At 55.2% G+C, this 15,616-nt stretch carries 14 protein-coding genes and 3 pseudogenes; 4 read left to right on the top strand and 13 right to left on the bottom strand.

The genetic code is table 11. The features are described 5' to 3' along the window. From D9K61_RS05375 to D9K61_RS05350, 6 genes and pseudogenes are all read right to left on the bottom strand, one after another. Window positions 1-194: pseudogene (locus D9K61_RS05375) on the bottom strand (IS21 family transposase); the annotation flags it as partial. Between the two features lie 160 nt (window positions 195-354). Beyond that, window positions 355-678, bottom strand: a complete 324-nt coding sequence (locus D9K61_RS05370) for an ATP-binding cassette domain-containing protein (protein WP_254055679.1) — start codon at window positions 676-678, stop codon at window positions 355-357. A 3-nt stretch (window positions 679-681) separates the two neighbouring features. Then, window positions 682-1,464: an ABC transporter ATP-binding protein gene (locus tag D9K61_RS05365; protein ID WP_120632233.1), complete on the bottom strand. Its 783-nt coding sequence runs from the start codon at window positions 1,462-1,464 to the stop codon at window positions 682-684. Beyond that, on the bottom strand, window positions 1,461-2,441 hold the full coding sequence (locus D9K61_RS05360; protein WP_120632232.1) for a branched-chain amino acid ABC transporter permease: 981 nt from the start codon (window positions 2,439-2,441) through the stop codon (window positions 1,461-1,463). Before D9K61_RS05360 ends, D9K61_RS05365 begins: the two co-directional genes overlap by 4 nt. A gap of 4 nt (window positions 2,442-2,445) precedes the next feature. Continuing rightward, window positions 2,446-3,315, bottom strand: a complete 870-nt coding sequence (locus D9K61_RS05355) for a branched-chain amino acid ABC transporter permease (RefSeq protein ID WP_120632231.1) — start codon at window positions 3,313-3,315, stop codon at window positions 2,446-2,448. A gap of 88 nt (window positions 3,316-3,403) precedes the next feature. After that, window positions 3,404-4,591, bottom strand: coding sequence for an ABC transporter substrate-binding protein (locus tag D9K61_RS05350; RefSeq protein WP_120632230.1), 1,188 nt, complete (start codon window positions 4,589-4,591; stop codon window positions 3,404-3,406). Window positions 4,592-4,817: 226 nt separating this feature from the next. Here D9K61_RS05350 and D9K61_RS05345 point away from each other — a divergent pair, with 226 nt between their 5' ends. Next, on the top strand, window positions 4,818-5,537 hold the full coding sequence (locus D9K61_RS05345) for a GntR family transcriptional regulator (protein ID WP_254055680.1): 720 nt from the start codon (window positions 4,818-4,820) through the stop codon (window positions 5,535-5,537). An 847-nt stretch (window positions 5,538-6,384) separates the two neighbouring features. Here the strand turns inward: D9K61_RS05345 and D9K61_RS27810 are convergent. Next, the gene (locus D9K61_RS27810; RefSeq protein WP_371688451.1) at window positions 6,385-6,750 is read right to left on the bottom strand and encodes a helix-turn-helix domain-containing protein; all 366 of its coding nucleotides are present in this window, start codon (window positions 6,748-6,750) and stop codon (window positions 6,385-6,387) included. A 735-nt stretch (window positions 6,751-7,485) separates the two neighbouring features. On the opposite strand from D9K61_RS27810, the pseudogene D9K61_RS27440 reads away from it, so the two are divergent. From D9K61_RS27440 to D9K61_RS05320, 3 genes and pseudogenes are all read left to right on the top strand, one after another. Then, window positions 7,486-7,911: pseudogene (locus D9K61_RS27440) on the top strand (alpha/beta hydrolase); the annotation flags it as partial. 30 nt (window positions 7,912-7,941) lie between these two features. Then, window positions 7,942-8,283, top strand: a complete 342-nt coding sequence (locus D9K61_RS27435) for a hypothetical protein (protein WP_254055681.1) — start codon at window positions 7,942-7,944, stop codon at window positions 8,281-8,283. 95 nt (window positions 8,284-8,378) lie between these two features. Continuing rightward, window positions 8,379-8,797 (top strand): annotated as a pseudogene (locus tag D9K61_RS05320) (IS5 family transposase); the annotation flags it as partial. 140 nt (window positions 8,798-8,937) lie between these two features. Here the strand turns inward: D9K61_RS05320 and D9K61_RS05315 are convergent. The 6 genes from D9K61_RS05315 to speA all read right to left on the bottom strand — a co-directional run bounded on the left by D9K61_RS05315 (window position 8,938) and on the right by speA (window position 15,570). Continuing rightward, window positions 8,938-9,783 carry an energy transducer TonB gene (locus D9K61_RS05315; RefSeq protein ID WP_120632225.1) on the bottom strand — a complete coding sequence of 282 codons (846 nt, stop codon included), beginning with the start codon at window positions 9,781-9,783 and terminating at the stop codon, window positions 8,938-8,940. After that, a complete protein-coding gene (locus tag D9K61_RS05310; RefSeq protein WP_120632236.1) occupies window positions 9,780-10,163 on the bottom strand; it encodes a biopolymer transporter ExbD in 384 nt (127 codons plus the stop codon). Before D9K61_RS05310 ends, D9K61_RS05315 begins: the two co-directional genes overlap by 4 nt. 4 nt (window positions 10,164-10,167) lie before the next feature. Further along, the gene (locus D9K61_RS05305) at window positions 10,168-10,539 is read right to left on the bottom strand and encodes a biopolymer transporter ExbD (protein WP_120632224.1); all 372 of its coding nucleotides are present in this window, start codon (window positions 10,537-10,539) and stop codon (window positions 10,168-10,170) included. 4 nt (window positions 10,540-10,543) lie between these two features. Next, entirely contained in the window at window positions 10,544-11,485 is a 942-nt protein-coding gene (locus D9K61_RS05300) for a MotA/TolQ/ExbB proton channel family protein (RefSeq protein ID WP_120632223.1), read from the bottom strand. Window positions 11,486-12,433: 948 nt separating this feature from the next. Next, complete coding sequence (locus tag D9K61_RS05295) at window positions 12,434-13,657, bottom strand: saccharopine dehydrogenase family protein (RefSeq protein ID WP_120632222.1); 1,224 nt, start codon at window positions 13,655-13,657, stop codon at window positions 12,434-12,436. A 23-nt stretch (window positions 13,658-13,680) separates the two neighbouring features. Then, window positions 13,681-15,570 (bottom strand): biosynthetic arginine decarboxylase, encoded by a 1,890-nt coding sequence (gene speA, locus D9K61_RS05290; protein WP_120632221.1) that lies wholly within the window; start codon window positions 15,568-15,570, stop codon window positions 13,681-13,683. Window positions 15,571-15,616 lie beyond the last annotated feature (46 nt).

Below are 15,616 nucleotides of genomic sequence, written 5' to 3'. Positions count from 1 at the left end.
GCCGTATGCCGCTGTTTGCGCGGTCGTTGCCGATCTTCCGACAACCATTGATCAATGATCCCGGTGAACCCATCCAGCTTGGGCCGCCGGATCGGTGCTGACCGCCGGTAGCCGGGCGGGACCGAAAACGCCAAAATCTTGCGAACGCTGTCACGAGATATCCCGAAATGCCGGGCCGCTTCTCGCTGGCTCATGCCCTCGGCACAGGCCAGACGAACTTTACGATACAAATCCACGGAAAAGATCCTCCCGCCCCCCTCCGTTACGAAAAGAAGGGCAAAGATGGACGACTTTTACGCCGCCCGCAGCAGGGTCATCCCGCCGCTTCCGTGGTCGACTTTCTCACCGCCGTTCTCAGCGGGTGAAGGCCCCCATCATCAGGTTGTCTTTGACGGACATGAACGGGAACACACGCCTCCCCTCAGGCACCATGGCAATGCCGCGTTTGACGATTGCGGACGGGTCGCTGCCGTCTACGCGTTCCCCTTCGAAGGTGACGGACCCTTTCACAGGTTTCGCCAAGCCCGTAATGGCGCGCAAAATGGACGATTTGCCCGCGCCATTCGCTCCGATCAAGGCAACCGTTTCGCCTTGATTCACGTTGAGCGAGACACCTTTCAGAGCATAGACATGGTCGTAGTAGAGTTCGACGTCTTTGAAATCCAACATGGCTGTCATGGCTTACATCCCGATCTCATCGTCGGCGCTGCCCAGATAGGCCTCGATGACTTTTTCATTGTTCTGGATTTCGGACGGCGTGCCTTCGGCGATCTTTTCGCCGAAGTTCAACACAACAATCCGGTCGGAAATGTTCATCACGGCGGGCATATCGTGTTCAACCAGCATGACTGTCACGCCACGTTCGTCTCGGACAGAGCGCACGAGATCGACCATGTTCATCGTTTCATCGTGGTTCATGCCCGCGAAGGGCTCGTCCAGCAATAGCACTTTGGGGTCCGTTGCAAGGCCAATAGCAATTCCAAGGGCGCGCAAATTGCCTTGTGGCAGATTGCTGGCCAGTTCACCCGCAATCTCGGACATTCCGAGGAACTCCAGCAACTCATCCGCATATCTGCCAAATGCCGAGACGTCTTCTTTGGCGGTTTTGGAGCCCCAAAAATACCCGGCAAGCGACGCCTTGGCCCTCAGATGCTGAGCAACCACCACGCTTTCGCGTACAGTCATACTTTTGAAGATCGTCGTCTCCTGAAACGTCCGTACAACGCCTTTGCGGGCAACAATATGGGGTTTCAGGTTGGAGATACGCTCTCCGCGATAGTGCACTTCGCCAGATGTGGTGGGTGTGAAGGATGAAATCATTTTGAACAACGTGGACTTCCCCGCGCCGTTAGGACCGATCACAGAAAGGATTTCATTCTCAGACACATCAAAGCTGATGTCATTGTTCGCTATGAGGCCACCGTATCTTTTGGTGATATTTTTGACTTGGATGAGAGGGCTCATTTTTTGTCCCCTTTCCCGAACCGCAAGCTCAGCAATCCGTTTGGAAGAAAGCGGATCACGGCGATCAAAATCATCGAATAGACCAGCATCTGATACTTGCCGATCTCGAACAGAAGATCCCAGCCGAAGTACAGAACCAGCGTGCCCAGCATTGGACCAAAGACATATCCAAGGCCGCCGAGGAAGCAATTCAGCATGAAGTTGACGGAATCCGCCACCACAAACGTAGAGGGATAGACTGACTGTGCGATAGAGCCAAACATGGCCCCGCCGATGCCACCAAAGAAGCTTGAGATCGCGAAGATCACAACGCGGATGTAGGCGATGTTCACCCCTATGGAGCTGGCGAGTTCTTCGTTTTGCTGCATCGAACGGCAGAGATGCCCGAGGCGAGAATTTACCAGTCGGTAAAGTGCGGCATATGTCACGACCATCAGGATGCAGGCCGTCAGGTAGAATGCCAGTTTGGTATTTTCCATCGCGCCAAAATCCGGGATGAGCGGAATGCCAAGAATCGATACACCTGATGGAAGGGGAATGTTCGAAATGCCTTTGGCCCCGTTGGTTATGGGCAGGGCCAATGCTGTCAGCGTCACGACTTGGGTCAGGACAAGCGTGATCATCGCAAAGTAGACACCGCGCAGGCGCAAGATCGGCAAGCCAATCAGCACGGCAACCAGCGCTGCAAACAATCCGGCGGCCGGTAGTGATATCCAGAAGGACCATCCGGCTTTGACGACCAGAATGGCCGAAACGTAGGCACCGATCAGCGCAAATGCCCCTTGCCCAATGTTGATCCGGCCAATGTAGAATGTCAGCCAGACGCCCGCACTGGCGATAGCCAAAAGAGCGACAGAGGTCAGGGTAAAGTAGAAATCCCACCGGCCAGTCGCGTTGATGAGCAGCGGCACGCCGACAAAGATAGCGAGGAGGAAGACGCTGATACCAACCAGTTGTTTTGCAGAAAAACCCCTCATCAGCTCAACCCCACGGCTTGCCCATCAGGCCCTGAGGCCGGATGGCGAGGAAGATCATCAGCGAGATGAAAATCAGCAGGTACGTGATGTCACCATATTGGGACAGAACAGCAAGGCCGATGGCCTCCATGAAGCCCAAGATGATACCACCCCAGATCGCGCCAGAGATCACTCCGGCACCGCCTATCATCACCATCATGAAGGCCTTGATCGATGTGGGCCCACCCATGCCGAGGTTCACGCCGGTAATCGTCACCAGAAGGCCCCCAACCAATCCAGCCAACATCGCGCCAAGCGCGAAGCCGATCATGGAGTAACGATTTACATTTACGCCCATCAACTGAGCAGCGGTTCGGTCTTGGGCCAGCGCCCGCAAGGCACGACCGGTCTTGGTGTATTGCATCAGGCCGATAAACGCGACGATCGACAGGATCGCCAAGACGCAGATCAGAATGCGGTCATAAGGCATGATCAGGCGGAAGTCATAGTTGAAGACCCCATCGACGATCTTTGGAACCCCCCGCTGTTTTTCGCCAAAGACGATCAAGATCAGCGCATCCAAGAAGAAGGCAATACCTGCCGCAAGAAGCATCGTACTTTCTTCGCGGGCAGATCCCTTGATTACGGGGGCAAACAAGTATCGCTCAATCAGCGCCCCGAGAATCGCCAGCGTCACGCAGGACATAACCAGAGCCAATACGAACGGCACGCCCCACTGACCGTAGAATGTATAGGTGACGAAACCACCAATCACGTACATCTGTCCGTGGGCAAAGTTGAGGACGTTCATCAAGGCAAAGATCAGGGTCAGACCAAGCGCGATCATCGCGTATTGAGACCCCAGATAGACGCCATTGGCCAGTATCTGTTCCATGTCGATTTTCTTTCGTGGAAGAGCCCTGGGCCAAAGCGACCCAGGGAAAGTTCTGCTCAGGTGAAACCTAAAAGCAGAAGGGGGGTTTTTAGTCGACCTCAGCGACGAACAGCGTTTCGAACTGGCCGTCCTGATAGACGTTTACCACCAATGGCACTGCAACCTGACGCTTTTGGCCAAAGGAAGACATGCCGACATAACGCAGCTTTGCATCGCCGTTCATGTAGGGGTTTGGGGCTTCAAACGTGTCCATTGTCGCTTGGAACGCATCCACATCGGTAATCGCGGATGGGTCGGCCTTCAGCGTTTCCAGGATATATTCCAAGGCATACACCTTGGTGTTGGACTCGTCGTTATACTCGCCAAACATATCTGTGTAGCGCTGCACAAACTCTTTCATCATTGGCGACGCGAGCTCGGGCGTGGATGCACCACCAACCGAGATGAAGCCATTTGCGAGATCGCCTGCACCTTCCGCCAGAACACCGGCATCCTGCGCCGTCTCGGTTGAGATCACGCCTTCAAAACCCAATTCCCGAGCAGAGCGGATCAACTGTGGTGCGTTCGCAGGTGACACGCCGGACAATACCAGCAGATCAGGGCGTGTGCGCATAATCGGCGTCAAAACCGGTGTGAAGTCAGTGGTGTCGACTTGATACGTGACGTTGGATGAAACAACTTCCATGCCAAGTGCGGTTGCTGCTTCAACCCCGCCGTCGCGCTGGCTAAGGGGGTCAGATTCGTTTGCCGCGATAAAGGCGACGGTCTTAACACCCTTTTCTGCCATCAGATATTTGTAGATGGCTGGGCCTGACTGATAGTTGGCAACCATTCCCAAAACGGCGTTGGAAGCCGGCGCTTGATAGAGCGACTTTGGAAACGCGTATGGGAAATACATAATCCCGCTGGATTCAGCCACGGGGCGTACAGCTGCCGCGCCGTCGTCAACGTTTGGCCCCACAACATAGTGGATACCTTCTTGAGCCATCTTTTCCATGCCTGCAATGGCACGTTTGGGGTCTTTCTGATCATCAAAGGACACGATTTCAATAGCATAGGTCGTGCCGCCGATCTCGTAACCGCCGGTCTCGTTTATCCAGGCGGCGCGCGCCTCCATTGAGCGTTGGTTGGAAATACCCCATGCCGCAGCAGGGCCGCTGGTTACGCCAACAAAGCCAATTTTCAGAACAGCGTTTTCTGCAAGGGCGGTGGTTGCTTGAAGTGCGGTCAGCGTCACCGCAGTTATGGCCGCTTTCACTAGTGTTCTACGTTGCATTCTTAACTCCCGTTGAATTCAATTTCGACGCATTTTGCGCCATTCTTGGCCGGCAGTTAGATGGAATCCCCACGCATGCCGCAGGGTCAGTTCACGATTGTTAACAATCTTTGCCAACATATTTTGCATTTTGGTCGACAAATTCTAATGCTTGGCCTTAGACTGATTGGAGCTTAAGCGTCTACGGTCAGCGAACCCGCAACTAACCAACTTCGAAAGTGATCTTGTGTCCTCCAATCCTCAGCAAAGCAACATAGGTAAGACGGCGCCCAATCCGGGATCGGATGAGAATTTCATTGTTGAGCGCATCTACAAGGCGGTCATGGAACAACGTCTGGCACCAAACACCAAACTGAGTGAAGCACGCCTGTGCGAAACCTTTGGTGTTGGTCGTATGCGGGTTCGGCGGGCACTTCTGCTGCTCTCGAGTCAGGGGCTCATTAAGCTTCAGTCAAATCGCGGTGCTTATGTTGCTTGTCCTGACAAGTCCGAGGCGACCGACGTATTTGCGGCTCGGATGTTGATTGAACCGCCGCTCGTTCGGCAATTGGCTCAAAGCTCTGGTGATATTGATCTGACGGTTCTCATCGATCACATCGCCCTTGAGGACGCGGCCCGCGAAAAGAACGAGCGAACTGAGATCATTCGGTTGTCCGGCGAATTCCATACAAAGCTCGCGCAAGCAACGGGCAACAAGTTCATCTTCCGAATGATGCGCGAGTTGGTTACGCGCACATCACTCATAGTTGGCCTTTTCGGGTCGTCGCAGAACGCCAGTTGCCCAGATGATGAACACAGCAAGATTCTGCAGGCGATCAAGTCACAGAACCCGGAACTGGCTGAACAGCTTCTCATTTCTCACCTGAACCACATTCAAAGCGGTCTTGATATGGACTCGCGGCACGAGCCTCAGGATGATCTGGCTACTATTCTCGGTTCGGATTGATCAGATTAGCTATGGTTTTCGAGAGCGAAAGGCAGTTGGCAATCGTTCAAATTCGGTTGGTTGCCATCTGAAGGTTTCAAACAGCTGTGCATCTTTCCGTAAGTCCCGCAAAGTCCGGTTCTAGGTAGTACTGCAGTCATCCCTGCAGTTCGCAGCATCCGGCAAAATTGGGCCGGTTTGAGACGATCACCGCAGCTTCGACGAAGGGCGGCTTTTCGTATTGGGTCAGAATTGAATGACGTTCCACATGCTGTGTAACGTTGGGCCGCCGTCAATGACTTCGTGTTGGAAGTTTTTACTGAATCTCAGATTAGGAGCGCTGCCCTTTCTAACGTGGCCGCGATTTTACCGTTTCGCTTCTACGACCCAGATACCGCAGTCCAGGTCAAACTACAGGTCAAAGTGGCGAACTCGCACGGTAGCCCGCGCTATCGCTGCTGTAATCGGTGCGGTTCTCTTGAAACAGCCGAACACCGCGTTCGCGCAGTTTAGCTGGATAGGCGGGGGTATGTCGTCTCTTCGTAATAGGGCTCATCTTTGGAGTGTTTTACTCTCCGGTAAACCCGGGGCGGTTCAAATCGTTGGGCCTCATTTGCCAAAAGACATTGTTTTGAGAGAGATTTGGATCACTATCCCCTGTGGCTTGGTTCACTTTGACGGGGCAAAAACTCTGTCGCCAAACACGACGTTGTTCGAAAACTCTGTCTGGGCAGATGATGACCTGTTTTTGCAAGGGATGGTGCGCTGTGATTCAGCGGGTGGTTCTACCCATCTCTCGCTTATTCCATCCTTCTTCAAAGTTCTACATCAGCTCAAACCACCTAACCAGCCTTTCGCCGTGAGATAATCAAAAAAGCTCATCGGTTGATAGGATTCCGCCCTTGGTCGAAAACGACTCACTGTGTTCCTCCCGTGCCATCATCTGTAGGGACCGCGGTGTCGTTCCAAATTCCGCTCTGAAAATGCGGCTGAAATGCGATGCGTCGTTGAAACCCCAATCGAAGGCAATCTCGGTGATCGACTTTTGGCGCGAACCGGACAAAAGGGCCGTTCGGCATCGATTGAGTCTCTGCTTTCGGATCCAACGCGACACGGAGAGACCGAGTGTGGAAAAAAGCTTGTGAAGGTACTGTATCGAGATGGAATTCAACTGGGCGATATCGGTGGACGACAAGTCCGGATCCGCAAGGTTTTCCAATATGCAATACCGCACACGGTCAAAAAACTCATCGGTTGAATCGCGGTAGTGCTCTGGAAGCGCGCTCACTCCGGCGGACACAAGTTCAAGTGTCGTGTGGGCACCCAGTTGCAAATGCCTGTCGTTGAGGTGATCTTGGTTCCAACAATCGTGTCGAGATTTGGCAATACCTGCCGCATGGTTTTCTTTGGAACAAGAATGGTCATTTTGTTGAGCCGCTCCAGAACCTGAAATTCCATCGGAGTGGAACTGTCCCAGTCGATAAAATCTCAGGGTTGCAAAACCTCCTCTTTGTCATCCCGCCGTGCGATCTCGGTTCCTGAGATTTCAAACAGAATTCCAACATAATCTGTATCATTCAGATTGATCTGAGATGCCGAGCGAAACCCCTCACACGGATCGCAGTGGCATCCAACCAACCGGAGATCTTCGACAGATCTGGAGTTAAGTCGCGCGTCGTAATCTGACCAATGCACGTAATTAGAGTCGTGGTGCATCCAGAGTCAATTCACGCGCGTGTGGTACAAGAATCGCGACAGCAAAGCTGAAAGGATGGGGGCGATCAGAACGCTCACCGAGAAACGCAAATGCAGATGGTTGCGGGAGGCAAGTTGTCTCTTTGCCGGTTCGGAGTCCGGAAAGGACCGACAACGCTGAAGTTGGGCATTTAGCTCAATAGCGAAATTTTGAACACACTCGGTGAAGCCACGCTCCACCGGTAATTCGAGTGCTTTGTAAGAGGAACACAACATGCGAACCGATATCGAATTCAAGACCGAAGATGGCGTTACCTTGCGCGGTTGGCACTATGTCCCCGAGAGCGCGCAGGGCCCGGTCCCGACAATTGTCACGGCCCACGGGTTTTCGGCCGTAAAAGAAATGTATCTCGAGCGCTTTGCCGAAGCGTTTGCTGACGCAGGAATGGCGGCGGTGGTTTTGGATAACCGTAACTTTGGCGCCGGCGACGGCGAGCCGCGCTATGAAATTGATCCGTGACAACAGATCCGGGACTATCGAGATGCGATAACGTTTGCTCAGTCTCTGAAAGAAACCAACGCTGAACGGATCGGCGTATGGGGATCGAGTTATAGCGGCGGCTATGTCCTTGTTGTTGCGGCAATCGACAGGCGCGTGAAATGTGTTGCGTCGCAGGTGCCATTCACCAGCGGCCACGGCAATGCGCAAAGGATTGTCCGCCCTGATTACATGGCCGGACTGCGACAGGTATTTGATGAGGATCGCAAGGTGCGGATCGACGGAAAACTGCCAACCGTGATCCCGATTGTTGATCAGGATCCTGCCGCTCCATCGGCGCTTCCCCCACCGGACAGGTGGACTTGGTTTACCGAAACCCAAATGTCGCGCGCGCCATCCCAGCACAATGAAGTGACTCTGCGCTCTGTCGAGATGTTTATCGAGTATGAACCCGGCAGCTATGTCAGCTTTATTAGTCCTACGCCGCTCATGATGGTGGTGGCGATAGAGGATGTTTTGACTGTTACCGATCTGGCGTTGCAAGCCTACGAGAACGCGCTTGAACCCAGATAGCTCGTGCCGCTCGCCGGTGGACATTTCGATGCTTACGTCAAGGATTTCGAACCAGTATCGAAGCCTGCAGTAAAGTGGTTCACCCAGCATCTTCTGGACGGCTGACCGGCCGAACAAAGGTAGCATGAACACCAAGTTGCATGCCGTCTGCGACAGCCAAGGGCGCCCGCTGAACCTGTTTCTAACCGCCGGGCAGGTCCGCGACGATATCGATGCACGGGCTATGCTGAGCTGCTTGCCTGATGTCGACTGGCTGCTTGGAGATCGCGGTTACGGCGCTGATTGGTTCAGAGAAGCGTTGAAAGGCAAGGGGATACGCGCCTGCATCTCCGACCGCAATCAGCACAAGACGCCCGTAAAGTGTGACAGACCCCGGCCTAAACGGCGCAACCGTATCGAGATCACGTTCGGGAGGTTCAGGGGCTGGCGCCGCATGGCAACCCGATACGACAGGTGGTCAAAGGTGTTCTCGTCTGCCATCGCTCTCGCCGCAACCGACATGTTTTGGCTATGAAACAAAAACGAGTCCTGACCCTAGTGTCTGTTGTTTGGAATTGAGCAACATAACTCACGCAGAAATGAGCTTTGTACCGGCTTTCTCGTTGTGCTCTGAGTGCCTCACTGTCGGCGCGTTTCAACTACCAAAATTGCTGGTCAACGCGGTGCCAGTCTGATCAAGACGGAAAAGCCAAATTTGTTGCCCGGTAGATTTTTTGGCGCCTTCGGAAACCGTCCGGCATGGGCAACGGCCTTCATTGCAGCATCGTCCAGCACAGCGACACCGGAAGATTTTCGAATGCGATAGCTCAGCAGCTGTCCGTCGCGCGACACGTGCAGTTCAACGGTCACGTCACCGCTGGCCTTTGCTCTGCGGGGAAAACGTTTGCTCCGATCGATACGCGCCCGGATTTTGGCGCCCCAAATGGCCTGCAGTTTGGCGTTCTGACTGGGGTTTCCGGTCGTCGCGTTGGTGCGACCTGTCCCGGCTTGTGCCGCTCCACCTGAACCAGCTGCAACTTCCTTCTTGCGACCGGCGGACGTATTTTTGGCCTTCTGAGCTGGCTCCGGTTGTGTTTTTGGTGGTCGCAACTTTGGTCGCGCGTCCGACGAAACCTTTACTTCTGGTTCCGATACAAGAGGCCGGGGCGGCGGTTGGATCGCGTCGGGTTTGAATTCGTCGAAACTGTCTGGCCGGGGTGTCGCCAACCGCATCTCGGGACGTGGTGCAGGGCTCAGATCGATCTGCGGAACCGTCGCTGCTATGGACGTAGTATTGGCGGGTGTAGTCAGTGTGGGTTGAATGTCTGGCACCGTGACATGCGGGCGTTCCCAAGTTTCAACCATTTTGGTGACTGTAGCAGCTGCGGCCTCTATCGATACCATGGTTTCGCCGCTGCTGCCGCCGGATTGCTGTCCATGTACTGGCTTTTGTGCAAAGGCCAGTACATGGAGAACCAGGGCCAGGGTGACAAAGATTAAGATCTCTAGCGTGTGTTTCATTGCGCGGTCACAATCAATTCGACGCGGCTCAGACCAGCGGCGGTCAGCTCTTTGAGCAACTTGGCCAGCACACGCGCCTCAAGATCGGCATCTGCACGGAGTTGAAGGACCGGGCTTGTTTCACTAACGGAAGCGATTGCCGTCAGCGCCGCCTCGCCTTCAATCCCTTCGAATGCGATTTTTCCCGTCTTGTCGACATAAATAATACGTTCCACTTGTGGTTCGGTTTTCGAACTGGCCCGGGGCGGGGTGACTTCGAACGGTTCAGGCGTGGCCAGACTCGAGGTCATCAGGAAGAAGATGAGAAGCAGGAAGACCACGTTGATCATCGGCACGATGGATTCAGATCGCGTTCTGGTAGGGGGGGGCGAGAAATCCATCATCTCAGTCGACTAAAACCAGAGAAACATACCCGGCTTGCCGCAAGGCTTCGGTCACCGTGACAATACGTTGCAAAGTTGCGCCATCCTTACCGCGCAGCACCAGCATGTCTGATGGCGACTGCATCAGGGGTACCAGCGCCTGTGTAAGATCAGCAGTATCAACACCATTTAATGCAACCCGATCCGGGTAGATGTCGATCAGACGCGGTGGGCCGCTATACTCACCACCCGTACCTGCCAGTGGTAGCGGCAGCATGGCATCCGCACCAAAACGAGATGCTAGCATGAAGAAGACCAGCAACAGGAAAACCACGTCGATCATTGGCGTCAGGCTTGGTTTTCGCCGGGGTCTGGGTGGCAGGGTGAAGTACATCGACCTACTCCGCTGCCAATCTGATCTCTTCTGGCTTCTGGGCTACAAACAACCGGGTCGCGCCGTCCTCGACATCGCGTCGAATGCGATCGATCACCGCCTCGAACCAAGTGAGGGCAGCCGAAGCAGGAATGGCGACTGCCATGCCTGCAGCGGTGGTCAATAGTGCTTCCCAGATACCGCCAGCCAACAGGGCTGGATCAGCGCGATTTCCTGCCTGCTGCAGGGCCTGAAACGCAGCGATCATCCCCAGAACCGTTCCCAGTAGACCCAGCAATGGCGCAATGGTGGCGATCAATTCTAAAGCCCGCAAACCGGTGCCAGCCTGCGCGATCTCGCGTTTCGCCACCCGCGTGGTTTCTTCGCGGGCACGTTCCTCTGGCATTTGCCGGATTGAACGGATCGCATGGGCCACAACTTTGGATCGTATGCCTGCACGCCCTTTGACCGTCGAGAGCGCACCGTCCAGGTCCCCAGATTCGAACTTTGTTACAGCCTGCCCGGCCTTACCGCGCGACCATGCTCCGATCAGAGCAAGTCGCCAGATCTTCCACAAGATCAGAGACAGGGTAATGACCGACAGGGCGGCAATTGCCCAGATCGATGGCCCGCCATTCTTCAGAAACTCGGTCGCTTTCCCTGACGCGCTCCGGGTAGACTGCCATAGATCAGTTTCCTGTGTGGCAGCCGGATCCGCGTTTGATCGGGGCAGCGCGGGTTCTGCTCCTTCGGTTCCGGCTGTCGCTACATGACGTGTCGTATGCGATTTCACTGGCGCTGGGTCTGCAATATTACTTGGTGGAGCGGCCTGTGTAACCGCGTTGGCGCCAAGGGTTGGTTGTGGCAAAGCCAGGAGCTCCGGCGTAGCCGGTGGCGTCGTGTTCTGGGCAAATCCGTCGATAGGAATGGCGAGAAATACTGCCAGAATTATCGAATTCTTGTTCATATTGCGGCTCCAGTTGGCCGAAGTGTTTCAGAGCGGTTAAGTCACGGCGGACTTGCAAGATCACCTCGGATGTCTGCGCAAGAAGGTGGGATTGAGATCCCGCCCGACGTCACATGAGTTTTTTGAGTAATGGCTGAACTGCAGCATACAATGGCGCAATCTGGCTGACGGTTTCTAACCCGTTCTTACACTGCCGTAATTTTCCTGTGCGATTTTGTCAACATTGGTAAAGTGCCGAAGCAAAAGGATGCTTGTTGTCTCAGGCATTTCCGGATTCGCTTTCTGATTTGGTCGAATACGCAGCAATCTAGGCGCTGGTAAGGTCGCCTTGCCTGGCCTTGGATGCTGCACGCATCTGCTGAACGTCAGCTTTTTCACAGGCGAACCACAGATAGTGATCCGGGAAATCTCGCTGCATTGTAAGGCGATATCGGTCAGATTATGCCCGTCGCTGCTATCCAGCCACGTGACCGAAGCACCCGATGTCAACGAGTAGACGCAGTTGGCCCCGTATTCTGTTTGCGCTGTTACTTAACACAAAGTTACGACGGGTAGGGCCTCGAGAATGCGAGGGGCGGCAGGCAACTCGGTCAAAAAGGCATGCCGATGCATGTCACGGCTCAAACCGCGGGAAAGTGGAATTTGGCCGGCAGGTCTTCGGCCTGATCCGCGTTCGATCAACGCATTATACCGGGCGGATCAGCTGGACAGTGGACAAGATGCTGGTGGTGATGTGCCATAGGGTCGTAGGACACTGAGCTGTCGACAACGTCTACGTATCTGCGCTGGAGGACCCAGGCGCCGATTAGCCACTGGCATCGCCATTGCCGAGGGTTTGCATACTTCTGAGGTCGTGGTTGCGGACATATCAGGGGTCTCTATTGGATGGAGAGGTCGGGGGCTTTGCCCCCGGACCCCCGGAGTATTTGGGAAAAGATGAAGGTGGCTTCAGAATTCGACCGGACCGTCGAGTTCGTGGACCTGCCATGGCAGGCCATGTTTGTTGAGCATATCCATGAAGTCATCTGGATCGAGCTGTTCCATGTTCCAGACACCGGGCTGCACCCAGTTGCCTTTCAGCACCTGCGCCGCGCCGATCATGGCGGGGACGCCKGTGGTGTAGCTGACCGCCTGGCTGCCGACTTCGGCAAAGCAGTCTTCRTGGTCGCAGATGTTGTAGATGTAGTAGGTCTTTTCGCCCGAGCCATCCTTGGCCTGACCCGTGGCGATGTCGCCGATGCAGGCCTTGCCCTTGGTTTCTTSGCCCAGATCGCCGGGATYGGGCAGCAGGGTTTTCAGGAACTGGATCGGGATGATTTYCTTGCCGTCATGCATCACYGGATCGATGCGGGTCATACCGACGTTTTCCAGCACTTTGGCATGGGTGATATAGGCRTCGCCGAAGGTCATCCAGAAGCGGGCGCGCTCGATCTCGGGGAAGTGGGTCGAGAGCGATTCCAGTTCTTCGTGATACATCAGGTACATGTTCTTTGGCCCAATGGCGGGAAAGTCGTATTCGACCTTATGGGTCATSGCSGGGCTGTGGTGCCATTTTCCGTTTTCCCAGTGCCGTACTTCGGCCAACACTTCGCGCAGGTTGATTTCCGGGTTGAAGTTGGTGGCAAACTCCTGATCGTTGGTGCCGCCATTGGCGTCCAGCACGTCGATCTGGCGGATCGTGTCCAGCTTGTGTTTCTTCAGCCAGGTGGCGAACACTGATGTGACGCCGGGATCGAAGCCCGAACCGAGGATGGCTGTCAGACCGGCTGCTTTGAACTTGTCCTGATAGGCCCATTGCCAGTGATATTCGAACTTGGCCTCATCCTCGGGCTCATAGTTTGCGGTGTCGAGATAGTGGATACCGGCCTCAAGGCAGGCGTCCATCAGCACCAGATCCTGATAGGGCAGGGCGAGGTTCACCAGCAACTCGGCCCCGGTTTGCTTGATCAGTTTGACCGTGTCTTCGACCTTGTAAGCGTCCAGTTCCGCTGTGGCGATATCAACCCCGGCACGGGTTTTGACCGCTTTGGCGATGGCGTCACATTTCGATTTCGTGCGGCTGGCCAGAGTGATTTCGGTGAAGATGTCCGAATTCATTGCCATCTTGTGCACAGCGGCGTGGGATACGCCGCCCGCGCCGACAACCAGTGTTTTGCCACTCAAAGTGCCCATGGGGGTGATCTCCTCTCAGGGGGTTATTCGTAATAGGTGTAGCCGTTGATTGAATCGCGATAAGCGCTCATCAGGGTTTTGCGGTCGTTGGCTTTCAGAGTACCGGTCGAGATCGCCTCGTCCACCATTTTGCGAAAGGCGGCGACGCAATCGGTCGGGTCGAACTCGACATAGGACAGGACCTGGCTGATCGTGTCGCCCTCTTGTTCGTGCAGCAGGTCAAAGCCGCCGTCGGCGCGCAGGTCGATGGTGACCACGTTGGTGTCGCCGAACAGGTTGTGCAGATCGCCCAGTGTTTCCTGATAGGCGCCGACAAAGAAAACACCCATGAAATACTCTTCCTCCTCGGGCAGAGAGTGCACAGGAAGGCTGGGCGAGACGCCGTCGGCCAGAATGAATCGGTCGATTTTGCCGTCGCTGTCGCAGGTGATATCGGACAGCACTGCACGGCGGTCGGGCGTCTGGTTCAGCCCTTGCAACGGCACGATCGGGTGCAACTGGTCGATGGCCCAGACATCCGGAAGGGATTGAAACAGCGAGAAGTTGCAGTGGTAGATATCGGCCACTTTCTCAAGTTGGTCGTTTACGTCTGTCTCCAGATCATCGCTGGCAGCCAGTGCTTTGAGCCGTGCCATCAGCGACAGGTAAATTCGCTCGGCACGGGCCATCTGGCGCAGGTCGACGTAGCCGCGTCTAAAAAGTGCGCGCAGTTCGTTGCGATAAAAGTTGGCATCGTTCCAGCATTCCTGCAAGCGGTCGCTGCTGAGGTATCCGTTGATCGCCGCAAGGTCCGAGACCAGGTGGTGATCGTCGGGTTCGACCTTGGGGCCGGTCGGCGCGTCATAGAGCGTGCTTTCCAACACGTTGAACACCAGCATCGAAGATGTCGCCACCACCGCACGCCCGCTTTCGGTGACCAGTGTCGGGTGGGTCACCTCGGCCTCATCCATCGCATAGGCCACGGTTTCGACCACGTTGGCGCAGTATTCATCGACCGTGTAGTTGATCGAGTTCTCGGCGGCCTTCTTCTCGCCCGTGTAATCGACGCCCATGCCGCCGCCGAGGTCAAGATGGGTCAGCGGCACGCCTTCGCGCGTGAGCTCGGTATAGTACCGGCAGGCCTCGCCGACAGCGCGTCGCACATCGTTGACGTCCTGCACCTGTGAACCCAGATGCGAGTGCTGCAGCTTCAGGCAATGTAACAGCCCGGCGTCGCGCAGCTTGTCCACTACCGCTACCAACTGATCAGTGTTCATGCCAAAGGCCGAGCGGTCGCCCGAGCTTTCTTCCCACTTACCGCTAATCTGATTGGTCAGTTTGACCCGCACGCCGATCAGGGGTTCGATGCCCAGCTCGTTATAGACCTCGATCACCGTGTCGGCCTCTTTCGGGCTTTCCAGAACGATGACAGTGTTGAACCCGATCTTGCGACTGAGGATTGCCAGCTGGATAAACTCGGCATCCTTGACACCATTGCAGACGATCAGCGCCTCGTTGGCCAGTCGATGGGCGAGGGCAATCACCAGCTCGGGTTTTGATCCGGCCTCGAGCCCATAGTTGTAAGTCTTTCCGAACTCGACAATTCGGTCGATCACCTGAGCCTGTTGATTTACCTTGATCGGGAACACGCCGCGATAGCTGCCCTTGTAATCAACCCGTGCAATAGCTTCATGAAAGCTTTCGTTGATATGGGCAATCTCGTGCTCCAGATACGAGCTGATGCGAAGAATCATCGGTGCTTTGATGCCGCGCTGATCCAGGTCTCGCAGTATGCCGGGCAGGCTGATCGCGCCCGCATCGGGCACCATGGGGTTGCGCAGACCGATCTCACCCTGCTCCGTCACCTCGATAAGGTCCTTGCCCCATTTCTCAACCCCGTAGATGAAATGCGGTGCGGCGGGAGCATGTTTCAATCAAGTCAATCCTTGCTGTTCGGGTGACAGTTTCGCCCCGCCCATA

This window comes from Ruegeria sp. EL01 (assembly GCF_900313035.1).
Classification (GTDB): domain Bacteria; phylum Pseudomonadota; class Alphaproteobacteria; order Rhodobacterales; family Rhodobacteraceae; genus Ruegeria.
Note: the sequence above shows the minus strand (reverse complement) of the source record. Positions and strands in the feature narration are given on the sequence as shown.

Excerpts from the sequence above, each read along its gene's own strand:
- D9K61_RS05370 (WP_254055679.1), bottom strand. The coding sequence starts at position 678 with ATGACAGCCATGTTGGATTTCAAAGACGTCGAACTCTACTACGACCAT.
- D9K61_RS05365 (WP_120632233.1), bottom strand. The coding sequence starts at position 1,464 with ATGAGCCCTCTCATCCAAGTCAAAAATATCACCAAAAGATACGGTGGC.
- D9K61_RS05360 (WP_120632232.1), bottom strand. The coding sequence starts at position 2,441 with ATGAGGGGTTTTTCTGCAAAACAACTGGTTGGTATCAGCGTCTTCCTC.
- D9K61_RS05355 (WP_120632231.1), bottom strand. The coding sequence starts at position 3,315 with ATGGAACAGATACTGGCCAATGGCGTCTATCTGGGGTCTCAATACGCG.
- D9K61_RS05350 (WP_120632230.1), bottom strand. The coding sequence starts at position 4,591 with ATGCAACGTAGAACACTAGTGAAAGCGGCCATAACTGCGGTGACGCTG.
- D9K61_RS27435 (WP_254055681.1), top strand. The coding sequence starts at position 7,942 with ATGGCCGGACTGCGACAGGTATTTGATGAGGATCGCAAGGTGCGGATC.
- D9K61_RS05315 (WP_120632225.1), bottom strand. The coding sequence starts at position 9,783 with ATGAAACACACGCTAGAGATCTTAATCTTTGTCACCCTGGCCCTGGTT.
- D9K61_RS05310 (WP_120632236.1), bottom strand. The coding sequence starts at position 10,163 with ATGGATTTCTCGCCCCCCCCTACCAGAACGCGATCTGAATCCATCGTG.
- D9K61_RS05305 (WP_120632224.1), bottom strand. The coding sequence starts at position 10,539 with ATGTACTTCACCCTGCCACCCAGACCCCGGCGAAAACCAAGCCTGACG.
- D9K61_RS05300 (WP_120632223.1), bottom strand. The coding sequence starts at position 11,485 with ATGAACAAGAATTCGATAATTCTGGCAGTATTTCTCGCCATTCCTATC.